Origin of the sequence: Acinetobacter pittii ATCC 19004 = CIP 70.29, assembly GCF_000369045.1 — a bacterium.
In the GTDB taxonomy this organism is placed as follows: domain Bacteria; phylum Pseudomonadota; class Gammaproteobacteria; order Pseudomonadales; family Moraxellaceae; genus Acinetobacter; species Acinetobacter pittii.
Genome location: NZ_KB849797.1, coordinates 526,132 through 544,674, shown reverse-complemented (window position 1 = coordinate 544,674; position 18,543 = coordinate 526,132). Strand labels below are relative to the sequence as shown.

10 protein-coding genes and 1 tRNA gene are annotated in these 18,543 nt (G+C 41.4%); 9 read left to right on the top strand and 2 right to left on the bottom strand.

Features of this window, described 5'->3' with window-relative positions:
• Window positions 1-36 precede the first annotated feature (36 nt).
• Window positions 37-453, bottom strand: coding sequence for a DUF4902 domain-containing protein (locus tag F928_RS21215; protein WP_005079551.1), 417 nt, complete (start codon window positions 451-453; stop codon window positions 37-39).
• Between the two features lie 783 nt (window positions 454-1,236).
• Here F928_RS21215 and abaR point away from each other — a divergent pair.
• The 9 genes from abaR (at window position 1,237) to F928_RS21170 (ending at window position 18,285) form a co-directional block, all read left to right on the top strand.
• Window positions 1,237-1,953 carry a LuxR family transcriptional regulator AbaR gene (abaR, locus tag F928_RS21210; RefSeq protein WP_005071946.1) on the top strand — a complete coding sequence of 239 codons (717 nt, stop codon included), beginning with the start codon at window positions 1,237-1,239 and terminating at the stop codon, window positions 1,951-1,953.
• A gap of 687 nt (window positions 1,954-2,640) precedes the next feature.
• The gene (locus F928_RS21205; RefSeq protein WP_005071949.1) at window positions 2,641-4,530 is read left to right on the top strand and encodes a fatty acyl-AMP ligase; all 1,890 of its coding nucleotides are present in this window, start codon (window positions 2,641-2,643) and stop codon (window positions 4,528-4,530) included.
• 50 nt (window positions 4,531-4,580) lie between these two features.
• The gene (locus F928_RS21200; protein WP_080631247.1) at window positions 4,581-6,356 is read left to right on the top strand and encodes an acyl-CoA dehydrogenase family protein; all 1,776 of its coding nucleotides are present in this window, start codon (window positions 4,581-4,583) and stop codon (window positions 6,354-6,356) included.
• Window positions 6,353-6,613: an acyl carrier protein gene (locus F928_RS21195; protein ID WP_005071952.1), complete on the top strand. Its 261-nt coding sequence runs from the start codon at window positions 6,353-6,355 to the stop codon at window positions 6,611-6,613. The genes F928_RS21200 and F928_RS21195 overlap by 4 nt, the downstream gene beginning before the upstream one ends.
• Window positions 6,610-10,569 carry a non-ribosomal peptide synthetase gene (gene dhbF, locus F928_RS21190; protein WP_005071954.1) on the top strand — a complete coding sequence of 1,320 codons (3,960 nt, stop codon included), beginning with the start codon at window positions 6,610-6,612 and terminating at the stop codon, window positions 10,567-10,569. Before F928_RS21195 ends, dhbF begins: the two co-directional genes overlap by 4 nt.
• Before the next feature lie 24 nt (window positions 10,570-10,593).
• Entirely contained in the window at window positions 10,594-14,340 is a 3,747-nt protein-coding gene (locus F928_RS21185; protein WP_005071957.1) for an outer membrane lipoprotein-sorting protein, read from the top strand.
• Entirely contained in the window at window positions 14,337-15,611 is a 1,275-nt protein-coding gene (locus F928_RS21180; RefSeq protein WP_005071959.1) for a DUF1302 family protein, read from the top strand. The genes F928_RS21185 and F928_RS21180 overlap by 4 nt, the downstream gene beginning before the upstream one ends.
• Window positions 15,612-15,665: 54 nt before the next feature.
• Window positions 15,666-17,531, top strand: coding sequence for an alpha/beta fold hydrolase (dfrA, locus tag F928_RS21175; protein ID WP_005079547.1), 1,866 nt, complete (start codon window positions 15,666-15,668; stop codon window positions 17,529-17,531).
• On the top strand, window positions 17,524-18,285 hold the full coding sequence (locus F928_RS21170) for a 4'-phosphopantetheinyl transferase family protein (RefSeq protein ID WP_005071962.1): 762 nt from the start codon (window positions 17,524-17,526) through the stop codon (window positions 18,283-18,285). Before dfrA ends, F928_RS21170 begins: the two co-directional genes overlap by 8 nt.
• A 167-nt stretch (window positions 18,286-18,452) precedes the next feature.
• Here F928_RS21170 and F928_RS21165 read toward each other — a convergent pair.
• A tRNA-Gly gene (locus F928_RS21165) sits at window positions 18,453-18,528 on the bottom strand.
• Window positions 18,529-18,543 lie beyond the last annotated feature (15 nt).

The window sequence follows — 18,543 nt, the reverse complement described above, 5'->3', positions numbered from 1 at the left end:
GGTGAGGAAGCGGTAACTGTAAGAATTTACAGGTTTCTAAGAGAAATATGGAGTTAATTTAGCCATTGTTTGGGTTGTATTGATTTGAGCATAAATGAACTGTTCCCAGAACAAAGTATCGATTTTCTTTTCAATTAGTGTTTCAGTAACTTCAAATCCAATATCTGTACCAGATACATCAACAAGCATAATATTGCTTCGAGGCAGTCCAATTCTTTTTATACTCGTGATGCCATTGTACTCAATGAATTCCCAATCCCATCCCGTACTTAAAGCTGGGGTCAGTGATGTTGCCCATTCAGTAAAACCATAATAGAGAATTTGAGAATCTTCAATTTGTGTTGATTCAACAATAGATATGAGGTGTTGGAGCGGATAGTTCATGAGCTGGTTTTCATTCATTCGAATAAAACCATCTGCTGATATTGAGAAATGAGGGGGGATGGTGACCATGCTACCTGTTCAAGTGACTTGAATTGGGGTTCAATGGATAAATAACATAAATTATTGCCAATAAAATACTGTTATGTTTAACAGGTTAAATGTAATTGTATGGCATACACCGTTAAGCTGTTCTTACTAGAGAGTTATTCAGCCTTTAAGGCTTACTTATGAAAAAACGAGAATTTTGTAGTTTTAATATGCAAACTGCCTTTTAAAAAAATGCTAAGTAGATTGGTGTTGTTATAGATTTTTTAGTGTACATCAAGTCTCATTGTTAAAATAATAATCCTAAGCAAGGTGAGTTGTAATGTAATTGCTTGATTTATTAAATTATTAAAGGTGTATTTAGTTTCTTTACATAATAATTAGTAAAATTATACCGGCTAGATAGTTGATAGAAAATATTGTTTAATTAAATTAATGAAAACTGAATATTAATAATAATTAATAGATCTTCTGATCTTTTTTAAAATACTTATTTTTTGGAATAAAATGCATCCTGTAAAATTTAATTTTTCAAGCATAATCCGCACATGGAATATAACAACCTTAGAAGCTCTCACAAATTTAGTTTGTCTGAATAATTTGCAACCATATCTGGCTTAAAAGAGTTGTTAATTAGATGATGAATTCAAAATCTGAAATTGAGAAATCAGATAAATAAAATTAGGTATCTAAAAGCTTTGTTGAAATAAAGGTAAACGAAGAGACCTACGCTTCAATTGGATTGTTTGAATTCACAATATGCAACTGAACAAAAAATGATTTGTGAATGGAGTCTAATGAGAGTAAATGGAAAATTGGCAAGAGGATTTATTATCAGAATTTCTGATCGTAAAAAATGAATACCAGCTGTTTGAAATCGTTAAATCTACAGCTTCAAAGCTTGGATTTGATTATTGTGCTTATGGTATGCAGTCGCCATTATCTATTGCTGAACCAAAAACGATTATGTTGAATAATTATCCAGAAGCATGGCAAAAGCGGTATGTGGAACAGCAATATGTGAAGATAGATCCAACTGTGCAGCATTGTATGGTATCACTTCAACCTCTTGTCTGGTCGAGCCAATTTGCAAAGACACAAGAAGAAAAAGATTTCTGGGAGGAGGCGCGCTCTTATGGCCTTAATGTCGGTTGGGCTCAGTCAAGCCGTGACTTTATTGGAACCAGAGGGATGCTAACACTCGCAAGATCCAATGACCAATTGTCGGAAAAAGAGCAAAAGGCACAATATACAAATATGTATTGGTTGTCTCAAACAGTGCATTCTAGCATTGCTAAAGTTGTAAATGAGGTGGAATTCGCTCAGTTTAATCTTTATTTAACAAACCGAGAAAAAGAAGCACTGCGTTGGACTGCTGAAGGTAAAACGTCAGCAGAAATTGCCCAGATTCTAGGGGTGACTGAAAGAACAGTAAATTTTCACCTCTGTAACTCAATGCAAAAGCTAAACGTAAATAATAAAATCTCAGCAGCTATCCGAGCTGTGATGCTAGGACTTTTATAAAAATATACGTATAAATAATACATCTGAATAAAGTAAATAATTGTAATATTTATATTTTAAATTAATCGTTACTAAAACTTGTTATAAAAGCTATTTATCAGAGTTTTATTTTAAAATTAAACCAACTGGAAAAATTTAATTTCATATTATTTTAGTATTCATGATCTTATGACGAAAGTTAAAATTAATTATATTGATTTATAAAAGTATATATTGGTTGTGAGAAATTATAATGTTGAAATATGATTTATTTTTAAATGAATAATATGGGTGGATTGTTAATCTATACTTAAATAGCTTATTGCTATAAGAAATTAAATCTCAAAAACTAAAATATCAATAAAAGAATTATACAAGCTAAGAATTCGCTGATGTATTTAAAACCTTTAGACACTTTTTCAACTACTAAAAAAGTAAAGATGAAAATAAGTTTAATATTTAATCTAATTGCAAAAAATAGAAATGAGTAAAAGGATTTATAAAAGGTGTCTAGCTTCTCGATTTTTATAAATATAGACCAACCTGTAAGCACTTACAGGTGTAATAAATGGCACCCAAACATAAAATATAATGTGAATTTATATTTTAAACAAAAAGTATATTCATTTTTATTAAAAGCCCCGACGAGAAATGTAATTTCTAAATTAGCGAATTTTAAGGGTGCATTATAATTAATCGGAGTAAGTTATGGCTGTAATGGATACGGATAATATCATTGCAACATTGGAATCCCACGCAAATTTAAATGGAAGTAAGGTTGCTTTCGAGTATTTAGGGCGTCAATCGGGTGGTATTCAGTCTCTTACGTATAAAGATTTGAACGCTCGGGTTCAACATCAAGCTCAGGTATTAATGAATCTTGTAGACAGTGGCGATCGCGCTGTATTGCTATTTGAACCTGGGTTGGACTTTATCGTATCGTTCTTTGCCTGCCTAAAAGCTAAAATTATCGCGGTACCAGTCAGCCTACCTTTTAATCGTAATGGTTTTTCTAATATTTTGAATATTATGAATGACTGTGAGCCAAAAATAGTACTCACCACTAAAAAGATTCTTGAGCTATCAGGTCTGATCACATTAAAAGCTCAAAATGAAAGCTTAATATTACATGCTGTTGATACTGAGCTACAGCGTGATTTGGTACAAAAAGATTTCCCGCCCATTACTGAAGAAGATATCTGCTTCCTGCAATACACTTCGGGATCAACAGGTTGGCCTAAAGGGGTAATTGTTACCCATAAGAATATTATGGCAAATGAAGTCATGATTGCTGAAGCTTTTGGCACGCAACCTGAAGATATTGGCCTTACATGGCTACCTGTTTATCACGATATGGGGTTGATTGGCTCAGTTTTGCAAACTGTGTATGTGGGCCTGACTTGCTATGTCATGTCACCGCTGGACTTCATTCGTAAGCCTCTAAAATGGTTGCAATTTATCAGTGAAAAAGGTGTCACAATTACTGGTGGACCAAACTTTGCTTATGAATTATGTCTGCACCGCATCTCTGATGAGCAGGCTGCATCGCTTGATCTGAGCCGTTTACGGGTGCTGTTTAATGGTGCTGAGCCGATCAAGGCTCACGTCATGCAACGCTTCATGGAAAAGTTCAATACCCAGTCGGAACTGAAACTAGATACTTTCTTGCCATGCTATGGACTGGCAGAAGTTACGCTTTTAGTTAGTGGTGTGACCGGTCCTCTCAATTCAATTTCAATCGATCGTGACAAGTTAAATGCCAATCTGATACAGGCCAGTCAAGATCAGACCGCCGTGCAAGTGGTGAGCTGTGGCAAGATCTCGGCACATATTGATTGCCGTATTGTCAATCCGCATACCCGTCAAGAAGTAGCGGCTCATGAAGTTGGTGAAATCTGGCTAGCAGGTGAGAGCGTTACAGCAGGTTACTGGCAGAAGCCAGAGGTCAATCAGGAAACTTTTGCGGCGACTATCATTGATGACGCGGGTCAGCCGAGTCAAGTGCACTACTTGAGAACGGGTGATATGGGCTTTGTCAAAGACGGAGACCTATATGTAACTGGCCGCCTTAAGGATGTGATTATCATCCGTGGCAAGAACTATTACCCGCAAGATATCGAGTGCTCTGTTGAAATGGCACATCCTGCTGTTCGTAAAGGCTGTGTTGCGGCAGTGAATATTGCTGATTCTGAGGGTGTTACGGTTGTACTTGAGATCAAGAAGAAATCACTAGACAAGACTCTCAATTTTGAAGCCATTAGAACTCAGGTCAAGGAACAAGTGACAGCTGATATTGGCTTACCTGTAGAAGGCGTCTATTTACTGCATCAAGGCCGAATTAACAAAACTACTAGCGGCAAAATTAGAAGAAGAAAAATTAAAGAACAGATCGAACGCGGTCAATTGGTTTGTTTAACCCATCCAAACCGTAGAACAGTGATTGCTCGAAACTATGTCAAAAACGGCTTAGAAGTCATCCGTGATCGTGAGCAGCGGGGGCAGCTGATTCGTTATAGCTCCAATCTTCTCAACTCAATGATCAAGGAACGTGAAGTACGCGCGCTGATTTTTAATCGTCTGAAAAGTGCTTTGTTTTAACCCTTACCCTTTAATCATTTGAGTGAAAATCCATGTCACTTACATCTAATTTGCGGCAGTTTCAGTCTGCTGCTCGTCTGGAGCAAATTTTAGGCTCCGTACATGATAACAACAACGATTTTTCTTGGTCCGCTGCCATCGAGCGTGATGAGAAGGAGCAATATCCTCAGCGTGCTGTTGATTTTCTGAATGCGGTGGGTATGAACCGTTTCTATGTACCTTCAGAGCTCGGAGGTCGTATGGAAATTGGTGAAGAGTTGCTATATCTGCATCGTGTGTTGGCACGACGAGATCTAACTATCAATTCGACCTATAGCACGAACGCTTGGTCTGTGATTGTGTGGATCGGCGGTAATCCGAATCAATGCCAAAATATTGCTAGCCGAATTTTAAGTGGTGCTGCCCCAGCATTGGCTTATAGCGAGAAAGCGCATGGTGCTGACCTATTATCTAGTGAAGTGACAGCACAGCCTGCCGAGAGTAAATACATCTTAAATGGCGAAAAATGGTCAATCAACCGCGCCACTTTAGGAGACTCTTTAAGCCTGATCGCTAAAACATCGAATGATCGTGGACCACGTAGTTTGAGTGCATTCTGGCTTGATAAGCGTCATATGGCTTCTAAAGGAACCTATAGTCTGAACCGCCTACCAACAGTGGGCATGCGTGGTTTAGATATTAGTGGTATTGGCTTTAACAACGCTGAAATTCACAAAGATGCTTTGATCGGTGAAGAGGGCCAAGGGTTAGAACTTGGACTCAAAACCCTACAGGTAACGCGTGCATATTGCAGTAGTTTCTCGCTGGGGGCTGGCGATACGATGCTACGAATCGCGACCGAGTTTGCTATCGAACGCGAGTTATATAACAAAAAAGTAATAAGCATTCCACTGGTGCGTGAGCAGCTCGCTACAGCCTATGCCTATCTATTAGCAGCGGAGGTGTTATCACTCGTTGGCGCGCGCGGATTACACGTTTGTATTAATCAGTTCAGTACATGGTCGCCAATCGTCAAAGTACTGGTGCCTGAGTATGTAGAGTCACTTGCCAAGATCACTTCTTCAGTGCTTGGGTCACGTTTCTTCTTAAGAAATGCATATGCAGATGGAATGTACCAGAAAGCATTCAGAGACCATCTGATTGTTAGTGTGTTTGACGGAAGTAGCACCGTTTGTCTAGACAGTCTGAGTTTCCAGCTCAAATCTGCCAATAAAGGTCGTAGCAAAAAAGCCGACCATCTCAACCAAGCCGAAGCTAAAGCACGCTATCGCCAGTTGTATGACTTACAAGTGGAGACAAACGCTATTGATTTCCGTGGGCTTGAGATTTTCAACCGAGATGGCGATTTGGTGATGGAGTCGCTGGGAACAATCATTGAAATGCTCAACGATGCCGAAGCCACAGTAGGGTTGTCTACTGAAATGCTATCTACGCTACGTAAGCATGCGGACCGGCTTCTGGTTGAACAGCGTACATTAGATCAAAAAATTCAGAATTACTTTTCAAGCTCTGAGGAAAGCAAAGAGTTTGAAACTTTGCGTTTTAGTCTCGCTCGAGGCTACGCAGAACTGTTTGCCCGCATTGCTGTGCTGGGTTTCTGGGTCTTCAACCGTCATGGCTTAAGGACTGCTTTAAAGGATGGAGCATGGTTGATCATTTTCCTAAATGCTGCTGAAGGGCAGACATCTCCTCCTATTACGTCATTACGTGAAAGCACATTAGCAGATTTGCTAGACCGAATTTTAACCAACCACATGTTATCTGTTATCGATTTCGCATTGGCACCGCGTGATGCCAAACCAGTTAAAGAGGAGATTACCCCATGAATAAGGATAAAGTTTACTGGAGCGCGATCATTCGTACGCTAGTAGCTAAAGAGATGCGTGTAGAGCCTGAGACGATTGATCCAGAGCAAAAATTTACCACTTATGGTCTTGATTCGATCGTTGCTTTGTCTGTGTCTGGGGACCTAGAAGATCTGACAAAACTGGAACTTGAGCCGACACTGCTATGGGATTACCCAACAATCAATGCGTTGGCTGAATATCTGGTTTCTGAGTTGCAACAGGGAGTTGCTTCATGAATAACATTGCGAGCCTAGAACCAAAAATTCTGTCGCGTCATGCGATTTCTGCAGAACAACTTGGTATTTGGTATATCCAGCGTCTTGAGCCAACTTGCAGTGCCTACAATATGGTGGTGGCTTTTGATGTGAAGGTCAACCAGCCATTAGGCAATAAGCCGATGGAGATTTTGGAAGCAGTGTTACATGATTATCCGTTACTACGTGTAAGCATGCCTGCCAATGATCAGGGTATCGAGCAAATCATTTGGGATCGTGTATATCCTAATATCATTCTCTCTGATGCTCGTCATGTTGAAGCTTCTGATTTGACGAAATTAGTCGAACAGGATACCAAGCAACCATTTGACCTGACTCAGCCACCGTTGTGGCGTATCCATTGTTATGAGCGTGGTCAGAATCACTATGTGATTGCAGTTGTAATTCATCATGCCTTAATGGATTTCTGGTCAATTGGCTTGTTGCTGCGTGATGTCTGCAAGCGTTTTGGGCTAGTGACAGAGTCAAATCTAGTGAACGGAATCGAGTTCGCTCAATATGCAGATAAGCAGAAGAGCAACGTGATTGGTGATGCTGATGAAAGCTTACTGTTTTGGAAAAATGCGTTAAAGCATGCTCCACATGTGCATAGCATTCCACTTGATTATCCACGTCCAGCTGTGCAACAACATAAAGGTAGCTCGGTAATTTTCCGTGTACCTGAGTCAGTATCGTCTGGTCTTGTAAACTTGGCGAAAGATTATGAAATTACCTTGTTCGGTCTTGTACTATCGGGCTTCTATATCCTGCTGAACAAACTATCAAATGAAAATAATCTAGTCGTTGCCACAGCAGTAGCAGGTCGACTTGAACGCTCTTTGCGCAATGCACTAGGACAGTTTGTCAATACAATTGCTCTTAACATAGACATCGATGCTGATCAGACTTTACGTCAATTTACACAGCAGGTGCAGGAACAATTAAAACAGAGTCTTAAACATCAAAAAGTTGCTTTTTCCAGAGTGGTTGAAGCTGTTTCACCAAAGCGTGATGGCAGTATCAACCCATTGGCTCAGGTTGGAATGTTTTGGGAACGTCTAGGTGGTTTGGATGAGTTTAAAGAATTACTCTTACCAATCCAGAATCCAGCTACTTTAGCTGGTCAAGACCTTACGCTAGGAAGCTTTCCAGTTCGCCAACAAGAAGGCCAACTAGATATTATGCTAGAAATGGGTGGTGAATATCAGGGTGAACTGATTGGCGTACTGAAATACAACTCTGAAATATTTTCTGCGGAGTCTGCCGAGAATATGGTGCAACTACTGCAAGTTGTACTATCGGAAATGGTGGCTCATCCTGAACGTAAGATCGTTGAGTTAGATATCGCACCTGATTATGCGAATGGCATTCAGCTAGGCTATCTACGTGGTCAGGTGACCGACTATCCTCGACATGATCTACTGGGAATGATTCTAAAACAGATCGATGAGCGTGGTCACAATCATGCTATGACTTCTAGAGATCATGCTGTCAGCTATCATGAGTTAGGTCAGCATATTGCTGGGATTGCTGAATATTTACGTGCACATGGTATTACCAATGGGGATCGTGTAGGTCTGATGGTAGACCGCACTGTGCTATTGCCCGCGGCAGTCCTCGGAATCTGGGCGGCAGGAGCAGCATATGTACCGTTGGATCCTAGTTTCCCAAGAGAACGTTTGCATAACATCGTAGAAGATGCTGAACCTAAAGTCATCTTGACCCAAACTGACTTGATGGATGCTCTTACAGTCTCTGTACCACGTCTAGATATCAATCAAGCTGGTGTTGTTCCCCTTGAGCAAGTACGTGAGACGCTTGCCTTTGGTGATACCGCTTATGTGATGTACACCTCCGGCTCGACAGGTAAACCTAAAGGCGTGCGTATTGGGCATCCTTCAATAGCTAATTTCTTACTGTCTGTGAATGATAGGCTGCAAGCAACTGCTGATATGCAGTTATTAGCAATCACTACTTATGCGTTTGATATTTCTGTTGTTGAACTATTGATTCCACTGATGTACGGCGGTGTGGTGCATGTGTGCCCACGTGAGATCTCTCTAGATGGGAACCTGCTGGTTGAGTATATGCAGGCGAAGTCAATCAATGTTATGCAGGCAACGCCGTCCTCTTGGAAAATGCTCTTGGACAGTGAGTGGAAAGGTATCCCACATCTAACTGCACTTAGCGGAGGCGAAGCGCTAGATCCTGTACTCGCAGAAAAACTACTGGGTAAAGTCAGCTGTCTTTGGAACGTCTATGGTCCGACCGAGACAACTGTGTGGTCCAGTGCAGCCCACATCACCGATGCCAAATATATTGATTTAGGCGAACCAATGGCGAACACCCAGCTTTATGTTCTTGATGAACAGCAGCGATTGGTTCCACGAGGCGTTATGGGAGAGCTCTGGATTGGAGGCGATGGTCTTGCAGTCGATTACTGGCATCGACCTGAGTTGACAGATGCACAATTTAGAACTTTACCATCCCTACCAAATGCTGGTCGACTCTATCGCACCGGAGATAAAGTCTGTCTGCGAATGGATGGGCGTTTGACTCATCACGGACGTCTGGATTTTCAGGTCAAAATCCGTGGATTCCGTATTGAGCTAGGCGAAATCGAGAATGTCCTCAAACAGATCGATGGTATTACAGATGCAGTAGTCTTGGTTAAGACCACAGCCGACAATGATCAGAAACTGGTGGCTTATGTGACTGGACATGATATTGAAATGGCTGGTTTAAAAAAGACTCTACAAATCCATCTTCCGGCTTATATGGTGCCAAGTACGTTTATCCGATTGGATGAGTTTCCAATGACGGCTAACAATAAGTTAGATCGTAAGGCATTCCCTGAGCCAGTGTTTGAGCAGAGCAACGATTATGTTGCTCCACGCGATTCGATCGAAATCGAGTTATGTACTACCTTTGAGCAGATTTTATCAGTCAAGCGAGTTGGTATACATGATGATTTCTTTGAATTAGGTGGGCATTCATTACTGGCTGTGAAACTTGTCAATCATCTCAAGAAGGTATTTGGTACCGAATTATCAGTTGCTTTACTTGCACAGTACTCAACTGTTGAGAGTTTGGGGGAGATCATCCGTGAAAATAAAGAAATCAAACCTTCAATCGTAATCGAACTGCGCAGCGGAACTTATGAACAGCCGCTATGGCTCTTCCATCCGATTGGTGGCAGTACCTTCTGTTATATGGAACTCTCGCGTCATCTCAATCCGAACCGTACTTTACGTGCTATTCAGTCTCCGGGTCTGATTGAAGCAGATGCTGCTGAAGTGGCGATTGAAGAAATGGCGACACTCTATATTGCTGAAATGCAAAAAATGCAGCCTCAAGGGCCTTATTTCCTCGGTGGTTGGTGTTTTGGCGGTGCGATTGCATACGAGATCAGTCGTCAGTTGCGTCAAATGGGGCAGCAGGTCACAGGGATTGTCATGATTGATACACGTGCTCCAATTCCAGAGAATGTGCCTGAAGATGCTGATGATGCCATGCTTTTGTCTTGGTTTGCTCGTGATTTGGCTGTGCCTTATGGCAAAAAGCTGACGATATCAGCGCAATACTTGCGTGAATTGAGTCCAGATCACATGTTTGATCATGTGCTTAAAGAAGCTAAGGCCATCAATGTCATACCTCTGGATGCTAACCCATCAGATTTCCGGCTTTACTTTGATACTTATTTGGCGAATGGCGTCGCACTACAGACCTATTTCCCAGAGCCTGAAGATTTTCCGATCCTCTTGGTTAAAGCCAAAGATGAGTCTGAAGATTTTGGGGAAAGTCTCGGCTGGGATCATTTGATCAAAGATACGCTTACACAAGTGGATCTACCTGGTGACCATTCATCGATTATGTTCGCTGAGAACGTTGCGGCTGTGGCCAAGACAATTGATCAGATGTATCCAATTCCTGCATAAGAAATACAAGAAGGTAGAACCACTATGGTGACCATAGAACATGCTTTCCTTATACCGGCCGAGATTGATAAAGTTTTTAAATATCTTGCAAACCCGGGCAATGATGCAAGCTGGCAATTGTCATGTAAGCATTCAGAGCTACTAGACACTACTCCGCGTGTGGGCAGCAAGTATGAACTCAATTTGAGCTTTGCTAGTCGTGAGTTGGCCTTTAAAGGTGAAATTACACACCTGGTACCGAATGAATTGTATGCCTTCCAAGTGTTAGAAGGACCGTTTTATTACAAAGGTACTTATCGCTTCAAACCTCATCCAGAAGGTACATGGATTGAATGGTTGTTTGAGGCAGAGCCGGGCGGCTTTTTTGGTGTATTTCCTAATGCACTGCTAAAAAAAATGGTTCTTGCCCAGTTCAAAAAAGATCTTGCTAATCTTCAGGCGCTGGCTCAGAAGGGCGGAACCTATGAGGCAGTGAGTACGCAAACGCAAGAGATTGAAGAGCCATCGGTAGAAGTCAAAAAACCATTGCAGGAGATAGAAGAACCATCGCCAGAGATCAAAAAACCATTGCAGGAGATCAAAGAATCATCGCAAGAGATCGAAAAATCACTTCAAAAGACTCATCTAGTGATGGAGCAATATGCGCGATGGATTCTTAGACATCGCCGTATTGTACTGACAGTGGTCATGCTCTTGACGATTGCTTTGGCATACCTTGCATCTGGTGTAAAAATTATTATTGATCCAGGCGCACTTGCACCGAATGGGCATCCTTATATCACCTCGACCAAGCTGATCGAAAAAAAATTCGGCTCCAAGTATATGGTTGTGATCGGTATTACACCGAAGCAAGGTGATATTTATCAACCGCAAGTGTTGGAAAAAGTCAAACGTATTACCGAAGAAGTGGACAACGCCCCCGGCGTTGTTCGATCAACTATGATGAGTTTGGCTGCACGTCAAGCGAAAGGGATCATGGCTAATTCGGAAGGGTTTGATGCCAAAAAATTATTGCCGACCAGTTCAGTCACTCAGGATGATATCGATCAACTGAAAAAAGTGTTGGCAATGAATCCAACTTATATGAATTCAGTGGTGTCTAAAGATCAAAGAACTGCTGCGATTTTGCTTGAGCTTGAGGAAAGTCCAGAGGGCTTCCAGAAGATGATGGCTCCGATCAACAAAATTGTAGAAAGCGAACAATCTAAAGATATGACGCTCAGTGTCGGCGGTAATCCTGTCTATCTAGATAAAGCTGAAGATTACTCTAAGCGTATCAATATCTTGTTCCCGATTGCCGTATTGGTGATTGGATTGTTGCACTTTGAAGCATTCCGCAGTAAGCAGGGTTTGATTCTGCCACTCGTTACAGCTTTGCTTGCTGTGGCATGGGGTATGGGCATGATGGGGCTGTTCAAACAGCCTATGGATATCTTTAACTCGCCTACACCAATTTTGATCCTGGCCATTGCAGCAGGGCACGCCGTGCAGTTGCTCAAACGCTACTATGAAGATTTTGATCGTCTGATTGCTCAAGGGATGGAACCTAAAGTTGCCAATAGCGAAGCTGTGGTGCAGTCTTTAGTTCGTGTTGGTCCAGTTATGGTGCTGGCTGGAGGAATTGCGGCGGCTGGATTCTTCTCTCTGTTGACCTTCAATATTCCAACTATCCGTTCATTCGGTATTTTTACTGGAATCGGGATCATCAGTACGTTGATCATCGAGATGACTTTTATTCCAGCACTACGCTCAATGTTGCCACCGCCTTCGGTTACGAAGGTCAAACGCAAAGGGCTACCGATCTGGGATTGGATTCCAAATCGTATTGGCGATGCCATTTTGTCAGTTCGTCCACGAATGATGTTAATGACTGCGATTGCGGCAATTGGTGTCTTTCTTGCGATCGGCACGAGTCGTATTGTGGTAGATAACGATAGTCGGAATTTCTTCTCTCGTGACCTACCGATGCAGCAGGATGACAGGTTCTTGAATCAGTCACTTGGTGGCACAAACAGCCTTTATATTATGGTCGATACGAAGGTCCGTGACGGTATTGAAAACCCAGAGATCCTAAAAGCGATTGATAATACAGAGAAGTTCGCGAATTCAATTCCAGAGGTTGGTAAAACAATCTCTATCGTGGACTATATCAAAAGGATGAATCAGGCAATGAATGCCGATCAGCCACAGGCATTTCAGGTTCCTGCAACCAAAGATGTTGTTGCTCAATATCTGCTGTTGTATTCAATGTCTGGTGAGCCGACTGATTTTGAATCCTACATTGATACTACTCAGCGCTATGCCAAGATCACGATTCTTATGAAAACGGGCAGCAACCACCGTATCAAAGAAATCCTTGAGTCGCTAAAAACGTATATGGCGGCTCAATTGGGTGACAAGGCTGTAGTGAGTTTTGGTGGTGACGTGACGCAAACGATTGCTTTGACTGAGACAATGGTTCACGGCAAGCTTATGAACATTCTACAAATTTCATTTGCCGTATTCTTTATTTCAGCCCTGGTCTTCCGTTCGATTTCAGCTGGACTGATTGTTCTGACACCACTTTTGTTCTCAATTCTTGCCATCTTTGGTGTGATGGGCTGGCTCGACATTCCGCTCAATATTCCAAATTCCCTTATCTCGGCCATGGCTGTAGGTATTGGTGCGGATTACGCAATTTATTTCCTCTATCGTTTGCGTGAAATCTTGCGCGAAGAAGGGGGAGATATCAAAGATGCTATTCGTAAAACATTAAGTACTGCTGGTAAGGCTTCTCTTTTTGTCGCGACTGCGGTCGCTGGCGGGTATGGCGTATTGTCCTTATCGCAGGGCTTCCACGTACATCAATGGCTGGCGATGTTTATTGTGATTGCGATGCTATTCAGTGTGTTTGCAACCTTAATTATGGTACCTACAATGATTCTAATATTAAAACCTCGTTTCATCTTTTCCTCAAATAAGAAAAGTATCCCCGTTGCACAAACTGTTGTGACAAGCCTTTTGTTAGGTACTGCGCTCACCTTTTCATTACCTAAAACATCTCATGCAGATGAAGTTCAAGACATTGTTAATCGTAGTGATGATGCCTCTAAATTCCTGACTTCAAGTGCTAGTGCCAAATTTATTTTGACTTCTAAAAATGGCGAGCAACGTGTGCGCTTGACTAAAAATATGACCAAGCTTGCTGGAAATACTCAGAACAATATGCGTTTGACCGAGTTTATCTCGCCTGCAGATGTACAGGGAACCACGACGTTATTGATTGAGAACTCAAAAGGCAGTGATAGCATGTTTGTCTATTTGCCTGCATTGAAAAAAGTGCGCCGTCTTGCATCAGCGAATAAGGGTGATGCTTTTATTGGTACGGACTTTAGTTATGGTGATGTACTTGGCTATAAGCTAAGTGACTGGAAGTACACCAAACTTGCAGATGGCAAATTTAATGGCAAAGATTGCTATATGATCGAAGCAACGCCAATTAATAATACGGTGAAGAGTGACTTTGGTTATAGCAAACGTCGCATGTGCATACTCAAAGACAACTTTGTTACAGCAACCATCGACATTTGGGATACAGCAGGCAAGCCGTTAAAGCATATTGAGTTCACGGATATCCGTCCTTACGGCAAAGTGAAACCAAGATGGCAAGCCATGAAATCTATGGCGAAGAATCTGCAAACTCAGCATATGACACAAGTGATCGTCAATGATTTTGTCGCAGAAAAAACCTTATCGGATAAGCTTTTCTCACCTCAGAGTCTTGAAAAATGACGCAAGGTGCCTATTGGGTATTTGCATGCTGCAGTAGCTTTATGCTACTGCAGCATGCTTATGCAGATGACAGCGAAATGAGTTTTGTGAGCCAGAACTCAGCCAGACTCGATGTCTGGTCATCAGATCGTGATTTAAGTTCGTTAAAAAACATTGGGCAAGCAAGTTTCTGGTCCAATGGTACGCTCAAGTTTAACCCTGAGTTTAAGATCCATTACGACATAAATATTGGAGACGAAACAGAACATACTGTAAACCCAGATCAGGTGAGTAAGGTGAATCGCAACTTACGTGAGTTGTACGCCTCTTACAACTGGGACCAGACCGTCTATGTCGATGTTGGTCGTCAGATTGTCGTCTGGGGGAGAGCGGATGGAATTAACCCAACGGATAACCTATCGCCCCGTGACTATACGCGTCTAGTACCAGACGAGACAGATCAACGTCTAGGAAATGATGCAATCAAATTGACGTATATTCCTGAATCTGGAACCAATAAATGGACGGCATTGTGGTATCCGCGTAGTCGTTCAGATGTGATTCCATTGCGTCAGATTGCTGGTGTTCAGTATGACATAGACCGTAAGAGCCGTCCTGCATTTGCAATGCGTTGGGATTATTCTGTAGATGGTCTAGATGTGGGTGCATCGTATTTCTCAGGTTTGGACCACATGCCCGATCTGTCAATTATTTCTGCATCTCCAACAGGGGAGGCAACATTGCAGCTGAAAAATAATTCTATGTCCGTCTATGGATTTGATTTCAGTTATAACCATAACGATATCGTATGGCGCGGTGAAGCTGCCTATACAAAAACTGACTCGAATGGTAGTGAAGATCTTACGCACAAAAAAAATAATCTGACCGTGGTCATGGGTCCAGAATTAGCATTGAAGAATTCCACCGTGAGTTTAGTAGGTGTCTATAAACATACGGAGGACTTAAGATCTGCCGATAGTCTAACAAATCCATTATTGAGAGAAGTTTACCGTTATCAGCAAACCATCAGTAACCAATATGAGCGTGATCAATATGGAGCTATGCTGCGCTATGCACTTAACCTCCTGAATGACAATCTAAAGTTAGAAGTAACAGGTTTCTATTTTGCACCAGAGCCCAATGAGATGCTGAGAGTTCGTATTAATTACAACCTTAATGATCACTGGCAATTGAATGCAGGTGGTGATCGGTTCTGGGGCAGAAATGATACGGTGTTAGGACAATTTAGAGATAACAGTCTGGTGTATGCCCAGGTTCGATATAACTTTTAAGATAATTCGCTCCAAAACAATGCTGGAGTTTGCAGTCCCTAATTAAGGTGATTTATGAATAATTTAAATAATGCAAAAAAAGATAATTTTTCACGGAAGACCATATTAGTAACAGGTGCAGCAGGTTTTATTGGCAGTAGATTGATCGTTGAACTTCTACGAGAAGGTCATCAGGTGATTGCTGCACTACGCAATGCGGCAACTAAGAAAGAAAAGCTATTAGGTTTCATTGCAACACAAGGGCTGACAGATCCATCTATTTCTTTTGTTGAGTATGATTTAAGTCATGACTTTAAGTTGGACTCTCTACTAACGGATGCTCAAAAAAAGATCCATGTTGTTTATCATCTTGCAGCATCATTTAATTGGGGCATTAGCAAAGCTGAAGCTCAGCGTACGAATGTTAAATCAGGACTTGCTCTGATTGAATGGGCTGCGACATTGAAGCAGCTTGAGCGATTTATCTGGATTGGTGGATATCGTGTCGCTACTCCGCCGCAAGAGTCTGCTGATGATTTGTATTATAAATATGGTGGTTACGAAGCTTCGAAAATTTTAGGGCATCAGGCTTTTATTGAGACATGTAAGCGTTTAAATGTGCCATGGACCGCAATAAATCCGGCGACAGTCATTGATGGTTTTTATACTTATGGTGATATGCAATATATTGGTATTGCCGAAATGATTGATAAGTTATATCAAGGACGTCTGCTGGCGCTGCCTGGTGGGAGTGATACATTCCTACCACTCTGCAATATGCAATATATCGTGAGCTTTCTCATCCGAACGATATCTTTTCCTGAGACTATTGCTCAGGAGTATGTATTACTTGATCCTGCGACACCTAAATGTCATCGTCTAGTTAACCTAGCTGCCGAGCATTTAGGGGTTAGCGCACCACATTTGCAAATACCTAAAGTTCTGCTCGAGAAATTACCCGAGGTATTGCTTGGTGGCTCAAAAGAGCAGCTCGCTTTCATTTCTAATGAAAACTATCATGTCGCTGAAACAGAAAAGATGGCTGTTAAGATGGGTATTGCGGACTTAATCAGTACCAGTGCTTATTTTTCTCGTTGGATTGATCGTCTGGTCCTTACACGTTTTGGTCGTATGCAAGCTCCAACACCTAGCTGTTTCAGCTATCAGAATCGATATTGGACAGAAATCTATACTAAACAACCAGTTGGTTCAGAAAAATCTTCTGCATTATTTTTACACGGTATTCCATTCGATAGCACATGTTGGTTCCCAATAGTTAATAAAATCACCTATGATCAGGTCGCAATGATGGACCTACCTGGACTTGGGCGTTCAGGTAGTTATGAGGTGATGGAAGATAACAATCATCAGTTTATTGATAATGCTGCAAAGCTTTTAGCACCAAATAGTGTTGTTATTGCTCACTCGTTAGGATGTTTATTTGCATTGAGTCTTGCACAGAAATATCCAAATAAAGTTGCACGTCTTATCCTTATATCGCCTTATTTCGTGCAGGCACAGGCCGCAAAAATATTTCAAATACAAACGATCTCTAATCTAATTTTCCGTTTTGTATCGAAAGATAAAATTGCTAAAAATCTGCATCCAGATGGACAAAAAAATCTATCTGTTGGTTATGCGATGGATTCATTACGCCGGGTGTCGGTAGCCAAGCATATTAGTGAGTATATGCATCGTATTAGTTTGCCTCAAAAGAGAGTATCTCAAACAGCTTTGTTAAACGAACTTGGTTCTAAAGTTGAAATCATTGTTGGAGAGAAGGATCCAATTGTTACTACAATAAATCCTAATATCCCTGTACATATCATTACTGGCGCAGGCCATAATCCGCACGTTACCCATGTAGAAGCGGTTTATGATTACCTCACACCAGTTCTAACCAAATATATCAGCACCACAGTACAGCTCAGTGATGTCTGATATTTCCAAAGTACAGGTGTATGTCTGCCCGGTTTCACGCGTGCCACAAAACCATCTCATGTTGAGTCATTATCTCAGCTTTCTCAATGCGGCAGAAAAGTTGAGATATGATCAATATCATCCTCATGCTGCACGACTTTTCTTAATTTCTCGTGTGTTAACGAAGTCTGTTTTAGCAGATAAGTTGGGTATTTCACCCCATGAGGTCAACATTCAATTACAACCTAACGGCAAACCTTTTATACAAGGTAGTAAAGCTGTTTATTTCAATCTTAGTCATTCAGCAGACGTTATTGTTCTTGCGGTGACTGAAAAAGGAGAAATAGGAGTTGATGTTGAACGGCTGGACCGTGAGTTCGATTGGATGCGTGTCGATAGTGTGTTAGCGCCAAGTGAAATTGAATGGATTCAGGAAAATGAAAGGATTGATCCATCCACTGTATATCAACGGTTTTTTCAAATATGGACCTTAAAAGAATCCTATATTAAATGTACTGGCGAAGGAATGAGTCGTCATTTAAAGAAGCTCAACTTTCATGTGTTAGCTGAACATATAGAGTTTCTCGATTCAACTCGTGATATTCAAAAGGCAGAAGAATATTATTTCCAAAGCTATGTCTATGATCATAACTTCATCTTTTCTATCTGTTTACAACAAAGATGTAGTCTAGAGCGCTTTAACTTGGATTGTTTTCAATCATTACCCTTTATATCTACGCATCGGATAACACCAATACCCTGCAAATATAACTAGATTAACTCGAAACAATTACTGGTTTAAAAATCTGAGTCTATCAATGAAATACTCGGCCTTGAGCTGAGCTATTCTCAGAATGAATATGCTGTGAATCGATAGAACGTAAAATCATGGGTCGATAAAAAGAAAAAAGCCCCAGTCTTTCGACTAGGGCCTTTTAAATTTGGAGCGGGAAACGAGACTCGAACTCGCGACCCCAACCTTGGCAAGGTTATGCTCTACCAACTGAGCTATTCCCGCATATATAAGCAGTTT